The organism is Rhizobium sp. SEMIA 4085 (genome assembly GCF_013004495.1).
Taxonomy (GTDB): Bacteria; Pseudomonadota; Alphaproteobacteria; order Rhizobiales; family Rhizobiaceae; genus Rhizobium; species Rhizobium gallicum.
Map to the genome: position 1 here is coordinate 1 of NZ_JABEPH010000296.1, position 7,862 is coordinate 7,862.

Here is a 7,862-nt window from a genome sequence, read left to right on the forward strand (position 1 = left end):
TGAGCCGCAACGAACCCTATCGAGCAATCCCGGTCACCGCCGAAAGGTGAAACACGGCGCAAGCGTCGTGAACGTCTTTGGTAAGAGCAGGAGACTTATAACGCACCTACGCCAGTCGGCCCAAGGACAGCCTTCGGCCCGTAGCTGCCGCTCGCCGATACCGCCGGTATGTCCGTGCATGGCTCGCGACGCGGACGTTTACCTTTCCTGGCAAGGTTCGGCCTTGAACAACTGCCGGTGCAGCGGTGTGCTAATCGCACCCGGGACTGCAAACCCGTCTCCCCTCATGCATAGACGCCTGCGCATTGTATCTAATTTCGAGACAATGCGGTCCGTTTTCATCGCCTACTGCGATTATCCGAACCCGATTAGATTTCTGCTCACACCAGTTAGCCATCAACATGGAAACGGTGGACGAAACGTCAAACACGGAGAACTGCCATGCTCACCCGTAGAGGCCTCATCAAGAGCGCAGCGGCGCTTTTTGCAGCGGGAACCGTTTCGGGCGGCTTCACCCCGGCCCTCGCGAAGGCACCCTTTCAGCCTTTCCAGGCTCCCGGCTTTTACAGAATGAAGCTTGGGAACTTCGAACTGACGGCGCTTTCGGATGGTACTATTCCGTTGCCGCTTCCGGAGCTTTACACAAACACCGACGCCGAAGATGCGCGCAGAGCGCTGGCTGCGGCGTTCATGGGCACGCCCACAGATACGTCGGTCAACGCCTTCCTCGTCAACACGGGGGACAGGCTGGTGCTGATCGACGCCGGCACAGGCGCCTATCTCGATGGTGCGCTCGGCGAGCTCGTCGCCAATCTCGAGGCGGCCGGCTACAAAGCGGACCAGATTGACGACATCATCCTGACGCATATCCATACCGACCATTCCGGCGGGCTGACGATCAAGGGCAAGCCGGTGTTCGCCAACGCGACCGTTCACGTCAACAAGCGTGAACATGATTTCTGGATGGAAACGCCTGGGGAAAGCCGATCGGCCAACGTGCCGCTAAGCTATTTCGTCGAGGCGCATGAGAGTCTGGGGCCCTATGCCGAAGCCGGCAGGGTTCGCACCTTCGCCGATAATGCCGGAATCCTGCCGGGCATCGGCTCGATCCTGCGGGCCGGGCACACGCCGGGGCACAGCTCGATAGTCGTGGAAAGCGCAGGCGCAAAGATCGTTTTCTGGGGCGACATTACCCATGGAAACGTGCTTCAGTTCGACGAGCCGGACGTGGCGATCCAGTTCGATACGGATCAGGCCGAGGCGATTCGTGCCAGGGAGGCGGCCTTCGCGGATGCGACCGACGGCAAATACCTGGTGGCCGGCGCTCACATTGCCTTTCCGGGCATCGGCCATGTTCGCCGCGATGCGACGAATTACGAATGGGTTCCCGTCAATTATGCCTCTTGAAAACGACCCATCGCGGCGCAACGGAGCGGAGCCCGTTGCGCCGGTTTCATGTCCGGGCGGCACCGGTCGCGATCAGTCCCGGCTTCAATAGGCCCCGTGCGACCAGCGAACTGCTTGCGACCACCCGGAACAAGAAGCCTCCTCACCACGCCCTGCCGCAGAGCCGTTCAGTGCGAAGCAGCAGCATTCTCGTCGCGGATCTCAGCAAGCTTCAGCCTCGGCACCAGAAAGTCGAGAAACGCCCTGACCTTTGGCGGCTGGATACGTCCGCCTGCTCTCATCGCGTAAAGCGTGGGGGCCGGTCCGGACCATTCGGGCAGCACGTGGACGAGGCGTCCTGCCGCGACGTCCGCCCTGACACGGAGATGACTGGTCATTTGCAGGCCTTCGCCGGCCAGCAGAAAGCCGTGCAACCCTTCGGGATCGCTGGCCACCGCAACGGGCCGTACCGGAAACTCGTTGCACCGCCCCTCGCGCGTCAGAGGCCAGGCGTGGACCGGCTTGTCGAAATAGAACTGTGTCAACAGGCAAGCGTGATCTGCGAGCTCTGCCGGATTCGAAGGGCTTCCGTGCCTTTCAAGATAAGCGGGAGCCGCATATATGCCCATTGGCAGATCGCCAAGTCGGCGGGCAGTGAGCGAGGAATCGGGCATGGGTCCCTCCCACAGACGCAGGGCGATATCAATATCCTTGGCAACGACATCCAGCACCTCATGGGCCAGAAGCAACTGTGGATAGACATCCGGGTAGAACCTTCTGAATTCGCTGAGCACCGGCGCTAAAATGCGGGTCGACAACCAATGTGGAGATGTGATCCTGAGCCAGCCCTTGGGATGTTGCTGCAGCTCGGCCACAGCGTTTTCGGCATCTTCGATATCTTTGACCAAGCCCTCGCAACGCTGGAAGTAGATCGTGCCGGCTTCGGTGAGCTTCAGGCTGCGCGTTGTCCTGTGGAGAAGCTGGGCCCCTAACCGCGCCTCCAATTCCTGAACTTTGCGGCTGATCCGCGTCTTCGGCGTTCGCAGCGCCCGTGCGGCACCGGTGAAGCTGCCCTCCTGCACGACCTTTACGAACGCCGCCGTGTCGCTGAAGTCACGCAGCATGGACCACCCCCATTTATCCTGAATTCGGGACAATGAAGACCGATCTCGCCGGATAATCAAGCCAATTCAATTCCTCTATTTCTCGCATCGATCGCTGCCAAAAAGGGATTCCCGGTTGATCTCCTTGCGCGCCATTGCTTCTCCTAAGCTTACTAAAACCTCGTCGCGTTCATCCTCGTCTAGGCGTGTTAGCTTGCGTGGGCTTATCGTCCGTTAACCTTGTGGGGGTAAGGGCTGCCGAACGCTAAGTGAACGCCCGGGGACTCTGGTGGGACTTTCTGCTCTAACTCGCGCTTTTTCGTACGTTCCGTTCCATTTTTATTCTCACTCGTCGATTTTTCCCTTGCGCCTAAAAACCCAAAAGACTAACAGGATCAAGCCGTTTCGGCGTAACGGAATGTAGCGCAGTCTGGTAGCGCACTTGACTGGGGGTCAAGGGGTCGTCGGTTCAAATCCGGCCATTCCGAGATTTTTACTCGTTCATTCAACGAGTTATCGTTGGGTATACGAAAAGGCGGCTGGTGGGGCAACGTCCGACTGGCCGCTATTTCTATCTGGAACAGTTACTTCGGGCTCTGAACAGAGTTAAACGATAATAGATTCAATAATTTACAGAGTTCCATTTTTGGCGTCACCTGTTTTGGAACGTCGCAGTCGACGCCAGGCAAATCCAGTGCTTGTTGAACAAGTCCGCCTCAAAAATGTCTTCGCCCATATAAAGGCGAGCCCGGCAGCGGATGCCCATCGTCGCGGGCGTTACACGGTTGAAAGGCGCAGATCTTGGTCGCGCTTCGGTAGACCCGATTGCCAAATTCCCTTGCCGGAGCATACATCTAGTCCAGTCGCCCCGACCATTTATCACATTCACATCTCAGGAAAAACTTGACCGAGAGCTCGTCATGGCAGCGCTGGAAGAAACCGGCCGCTCGCGAAAGCGTGATGAGCTGTTATCATGCAGCGCCGGTGTTTCCGGAACAAGCCCGTCCCCTTAGGGTTAGCCTGCCGTCACCCACGCAACACTGGAGGACGTTATGCCAACAAAACTTTTAGCAGCATCCATTCTGGCCCTCGGCATGGCAACATCGGCTTCCTATGCCCAGAGCCAAGGCGCTTCGGCCAGCTCAACGCGTTCGCCCCCATCGGTGCAGGAAGGGGAAGACTATCCTTTCGGCAACAATAGCAATGCGCCTGCTGGGGTTGATCCCAATGTAACCGGCAGCACGACCATGACTCGGGGAGGCTCCATGGAAGGCAATTGCTCTGCGTACGACAAGGCGCGGACCTCTCCTGGTCGCGGCGACGACCAGACCGACATGGCAGAATTATGTGGTAACAAGTAACCGATGTGCTTCCTAGGAAAGGCCGGTGTCGCACCGGCCTTTCCTTTGCTTGTGTCCACTCAATCGGCGCTGTCGACTACATCACGCCGTCTTACGAGCTTGAGGCTTCTGTCCGGTTGAATGATGTAGGTTTCCTCCACCCATCGGCCGGTCGGGTCGATAAATTGATGGGGCAGAACAGAGCCGGGTGGCGATTTGCTAAGCCGCACCGGTGGCTGGCCTCCATATGTGATGCTTCCGCGTATCGGCTCAATTCCTTCGGAGCCGCTGGTGCAGCCGGATAACACCAGAGCAGCTATCAAAATCGTCAGTCGAATTCCCATTACTATTGGCCTTCAAATGTTTTGCCGCGTAACGGCGCAACGTTTCCGTGTCGCGCGCCTCTGGCGCACCAAGTAAATGGTGCTCTGTTTTATGCGGGAAAGCGTAAGCTCGACTGGCATGCAAAAAAAGCAGGCAGATCGCCAGTCAGGGCGCCGGCACAAGCGCAGGCGCGCCGGAATCCAGCCTGCGACCACGAGACATTTGTTCCAGTTGCCAAGCCGGAAATCGGCGCGCATATTATCTATATCGTCGGCCATGGATGGGCGGCCGGCGAATGATGCTAGTTGTGCTTTCGCCCTCATGGGAAGTGCGGCTCGATGCTCGATACACCTTTTCATCCCCGTGATCTGCCGCTCTTTTCGGAAGACCTAGATGTGATTTCCGGCGTGTTGGATGTCGTCTGCAAGGCGAGGGGACTAAGCCGCAACACCCCCGAAGCCGAGCACCTCGGCGCGCTGATCATCCAGCTCTATCGCCAGGGCGCCAAGGACAGCACGAAACTCGCCGCCCTTGCGAAGGCCTATCTCTAGTCCTCACTTTTCCTCGACGGAAATGCCGTTCTGGCCGATGCGAAGTTCGATGCCATCGGGCTTGCGTTCCTCATTAAAAATATAGGCGCCAAGGCCGACAATGACGACGACCAAGGCGCCGATGACGAAATACAGACCATTGTTGCGGTTCAAGATGTTTTCCCCAACGTTTTGATATCGAAAGAAAAACGCGTAAGGATCCCTTTGGTTCCTTGCGCGGGCCACACTCAGTCGTCGTTGGTGGCGTTGAGGTTTTCGGGCCGGATGCCGTCGTCGCTTGACGTGCGCGCCCGCAGACGCACGCCGGGGCCGCCTTCGTCCTGATTGCCGCTGGCGATAAAGATCACGCCGGCTGCCTCCAGCGCGTGCTTGGCGGCAAGGAATGCGCCGGGCTCGCCCATTCCGTCGCCGTCTTCGAGCGCCTCTATAGCTTCCGGCGTCAGGCCGGACGCAGCGGCAAGCTCATCGATGCTCATCCCGGTCATGGCGCGCGCGCCGCGTATCTGCATTCCTGTGATCATGCTTGGAAGTTTAGCGCGAATGCCGCCGTTCTCAAGTACTTAGACCGCGCTATGGCCGGGGAAACTCTGCCGGTAGCGATGTTCGAGTGCGGCGCACCCCCAGACAATGCCGAGGAGAAGATAGACATGCCGCCAATGGTCGATGTCGATCACGTTGCCGATGACTGCGTGGCCGATGATGCAGATCCAGGCGATCATCAGATAAGGCTGCCAGGGCCGATCCCTGAGGAGGTTCTTGAGGCCGAGGTAAAGCGTCCACACGAGTAGCGACACGTAGGAGACGAAGCCGAGCCAGCCATAGGTCGTCAGCGTCTTCAGCCAGATATTGTGCTCGTCTTCCGGAAAGATGGTGCCGAACACCATCGGGCCGAGACCGAGCGGCCTTTCCATCATCATCTGAAAGCCGATGCGGTGGCGGTCGAAGCGGCCGAGATATTCGCCGTCATATTCCTGGACGAGCTGTGCGCGGGTGCTGAACAAATCGCTGACCTGCGGGAATTGAAGCGCAATCAGAAGGGCTGCGACCATCAAAACGATCGCCAGAAGCGAGAGGATGAGGATGCGCAGCCGGAAAGCGCCGCTTCGCTCCTTCAGGGGCAGCAGGAAGACGAGCAGCACCCCACCGAGCAGGAAGAGGCCCCAGGCGGCGGGCGAAAAGGACAGGAATACGCCGAGCGCAACGATCAGCAGCGCGGCGGCGCGCAACGGCGAGGTCTTCAGGTCGCGCGTCAATATGCCGTGGATGAGATAGAGGGACGGTACGACCAGGAACGGTCCGAAGACGTTCGGATCCTGGAATGCGCCCTTCGCGCGGTCGTAGAGCGTGAAGACCTCGGCGCCGGGAAAGGCATGGAAATATCCAAGTATACCGAGCAACGAGGTGATGACGGCTGCAAAGACCCAGGCATTGAAGATCAGCGGCAGCCGCTTGGCGCTGTCTTCAATGATGGCCGCATAGAAGACAGAGGTCAGGGCAAGGAAGGTCGAGACCGCGACATACATCGGCCCGCCGGTCATGTCCTTCATTTGCGTCAGTGAAAGCATGCCGCCGACATTGAAGGTCAGGAGCAGGGTCAGAAGCATCGCGGTGAAGCGCGAGATTCGAAGGCCGAGGATAAACCAGATGCCGACGAGCCCCGCCATCCACAGTTCGTAAGGCGCAGGCTCATTGATGACGAAGCCAGCGAGGAAGACGCCGAAGGCAACCATCGCCGAGCCGATGAAGCGCAGTGCGGCGCGCTGCGGTTGGGCGACGTGGGAATATGCCGCCTCGATCGGGCTCAATAGGCGTTTTCCGTGTTGAGTAACCGCACCGGCGTCAGGAACAATATCTTGAGATCGAACCAGAGCGACCAGTTCTCGATATAGTAGAGGTCGTAGGCGGTGCGGAACTTGATCTTGTCGTCATTGTCGATCTCGCCGCGCCAGCCGTTGATCTGCGCCCAGCCGGTCACGCCGGGCTTCACGCGGTGACGGGCGAAATAGCCTTCAACGATGTCGCCCCAGGCGCGATCTTTGGTCTGCGCCAGGACTGCATGCGGCCTGGGGCCGACGAGCGAGAGATCGCCTTTCAGCACATTGAATAGTTGCGGCAATTCATCGATCGAGGATTTGCGGATGAAGCGGCCGACCGACGTCACGCGCGGATCGCCCTTGGTCACTACGACCTTGGCGTTGTGATCACTCATGTTGGTGTACATCGAGCGGAACTTGAAGACGTTGATGACCTCATTGTTGAAGCCGTGCCGCTTCTGCATGAAGAAGACTGGACCCTTGGACGTCAGCTTGATTGCAATGGCCGTCAGGATCATCACCGGCCAGAGCAAAACAAGCGCAAGCGATGCGAAGAAGATGTCGAAGCCTCGTTTGGCGACCGAGTCCCAATCACGGATCGGCTTCTTGAAAATGTCGAGCATCGGCACGGAGCCGATATGCGAATAGGCACGCGGTCGGAACCGCAGGCGGTTGGCATGTGCCGCAAGGCGGATATCGACCGGCAGGATCCAAAGTTTTTTGAGAAGCTGCAGGATGCGCGCCTCGGCGCTCAGCGGCAGCGCGATAATCAGCATGTCGATCCGGGTCAGCCGTACGAATTCGACCAGTTCGGCAACGGTGCCGAGCTTCGGATAGCCTGCGACCATGACCGGCGAGCGCTTCTCGCCCCGGTCGTCGAATATGCCGCATATGCGGATATCGTTGTCTGCCTGCTGCTCGAGAACGCGGATCAGATCCTTGGCAGGTTCGCCGCCGCCGACGATCACGGCGCGGCGCTCCATGACGCCGTTGCGCGCCCAGTTGCGGATGCCGTAGGCGACCAGGAAGCGTGAGCCGAGCAGGAAGACTGAGGCAAGCGAGAACCAAGCAACATGCAGGTTTATCTCTGCCCATGCTAGATCGCGGAAGAGCGAAAAGATCGCTTCCGTCACGGCAAAGGCAGCCGCCCAGGCGCCGAAGATGCGCGGAAGCAGACGAATGCGCGCCCGCAGAGCCGGAATGGAATAGGTATCCGAAAGCTGCAGCGCCATGACGCCCAACGCTGCCGCGGCAGCTGCTATGCCCGCCCGCGCGCCAAGGCTTTCGCTGCCGTCTCCAGAGTGGGTCTTATCCACATCTCCGAGCCCCCGAGGCGCCTGGTAA

The 7,862-nt window shown here is 59.0% G+C and carries 9 protein-coding genes and 1 tRNA gene; 4 read left to right on the forward strand and 6 right to left on the reverse strand.

Annotation, left to right across the window (positions count from 1 at the left end):
• Window positions 1-441 precede the first annotated feature (441 nt).
• Window positions 442-1,407, forward strand: coding sequence for an MBL fold metallo-hydrolase (locus tag C9413_RS23885; protein WP_039844523.1), 966 nt, complete (start codon window positions 442-444; stop codon window positions 1,405-1,407).
• Between the two features lie 167 nt (window positions 1,408-1,574).
• Here C9413_RS23885 and C9413_RS23890 read toward each other — a convergent pair whose 3' ends face one another.
• Window positions 1,575-2,510: a LysR family transcriptional regulator gene (locus C9413_RS23890; RefSeq protein WP_039844524.1), complete on the reverse strand. Its 936-nt coding sequence runs from the start codon at window positions 2,508-2,510 to the stop codon at window positions 1,575-1,577.
• Window positions 2,511-2,903: 393 nt separating this feature from the next.
• Between C9413_RS23890 and C9413_RS23895 the strand changes: the two genes are divergently transcribed.
• Together C9413_RS23895 and C9413_RS23900 are read left to right on the forward strand one after the other, a co-directional pair.
• Window positions 2,904-2,977: transfer RNA gene (locus tag C9413_RS23895), tRNA-Pro, on the forward strand.
• A gap of 564 nt (window positions 2,978-3,541) precedes the next feature.
• On the forward strand, window positions 3,542-3,850 hold the full coding sequence (locus C9413_RS23900) for a hypothetical protein (RefSeq protein WP_133940235.1): 309 nt from the start codon (window positions 3,542-3,544) through the stop codon (window positions 3,848-3,850).
• Between the two features lie 59 nt (window positions 3,851-3,909).
• On the opposite strand, the gene C9413_RS33775 is transcribed toward C9413_RS23900, so the two are convergent.
• Window positions 3,910-4,173 carry a hypothetical protein gene (locus C9413_RS33775; RefSeq protein ID WP_082046502.1) on the reverse strand — a complete coding sequence of 88 codons (264 nt, stop codon included), beginning with the start codon at window positions 4,171-4,173 and terminating at the stop codon, window positions 3,910-3,912.
• 318 nt (window positions 4,174-4,491) lie between these two features.
• Here C9413_RS33775 and C9413_RS23905 point away from each other — a divergent pair, with 318 nt between their 5' ends.
• Entirely contained in the window at window positions 4,492-4,704 is a 213-nt protein-coding gene (locus C9413_RS23905) for a hypothetical protein (RefSeq protein WP_039844526.1), read from the forward strand.
• A gap of 3 nt (window positions 4,705-4,707) precedes the next feature.
• Here the strand turns inward: C9413_RS23905 and C9413_RS23910 are convergent, their stop codons facing one another.
• From C9413_RS23910 to C9413_RS23925, 4 genes are all read right to left on the reverse strand, one after another.
• Entirely contained in the window at window positions 4,708-4,857 is a 150-nt protein-coding gene (locus C9413_RS23910) for a hypothetical protein (RefSeq protein WP_039844527.1), read from the reverse strand.
• Window positions 4,858-4,931: 74 nt separating this feature from the next.
• Window positions 4,932-5,225: a transcriptional regulator gene (locus C9413_RS23915; protein ID WP_039844528.1), complete on the reverse strand. Its 294-nt coding sequence runs from the start codon at window positions 5,223-5,225 to the stop codon at window positions 4,932-4,934.
• A 39-nt stretch (window positions 5,226-5,264) separates the two neighbouring features.
• Window positions 5,265-6,509 carry an O-antigen ligase family protein gene (locus C9413_RS23920; RefSeq protein ID WP_170250986.1) on the reverse strand — a complete coding sequence of 415 codons (1,245 nt, stop codon included), beginning with the start codon at window positions 6,507-6,509 and terminating at the stop codon, window positions 5,265-5,267.
• Window positions 6,506-7,862: undecaprenyl-phosphate glucose phosphotransferase (locus C9413_RS23925; RefSeq protein WP_170250987.1), on the reverse strand; the 1,357-nt coding region annotated here is incomplete at its 5' end. The genes C9413_RS23920 and C9413_RS23925, both read right to left, overlap by 4 nt.

Excerpts from the sequence above, each read along its gene's own strand:
- C9413_RS23885 (WP_039844523.1), top strand. The coding sequence starts at position 442 with ATGCTCACCCGTAGAGGCCTCATCAAGAGCGCAGCGGCGCTTTTTGCA.
- C9413_RS23890 (WP_039844524.1), bottom strand. The coding sequence starts at position 2,510 with ATGCTGCGTGACTTCAGCGACACGGCGGCGTTCGTAAAGGTCGTGCAG.
- C9413_RS23900 (WP_133940235.1), top strand. The coding sequence starts at position 3,542 with ATGCCAACAAAACTTTTAGCAGCATCCATTCTGGCCCTCGGCATGGCA.
- C9413_RS33775 (WP_082046502.1), bottom strand. The coding sequence starts at position 4,173 with ATGGGAATTCGACTGACGATTTTGATAGCTGCTCTGGTGTTATCCGGC.
- C9413_RS23905 (WP_039844526.1), top strand. The coding sequence starts at position 4,492 with ATGCTCGATACACCTTTTCATCCCCGTGATCTGCCGCTCTTTTCGGAA.
- C9413_RS23915 (WP_039844528.1), bottom strand. The coding sequence starts at position 5,225 with ATGATCACAGGAATGCAGATACGCGGCGCGCGCGCCATGACCGGGATG.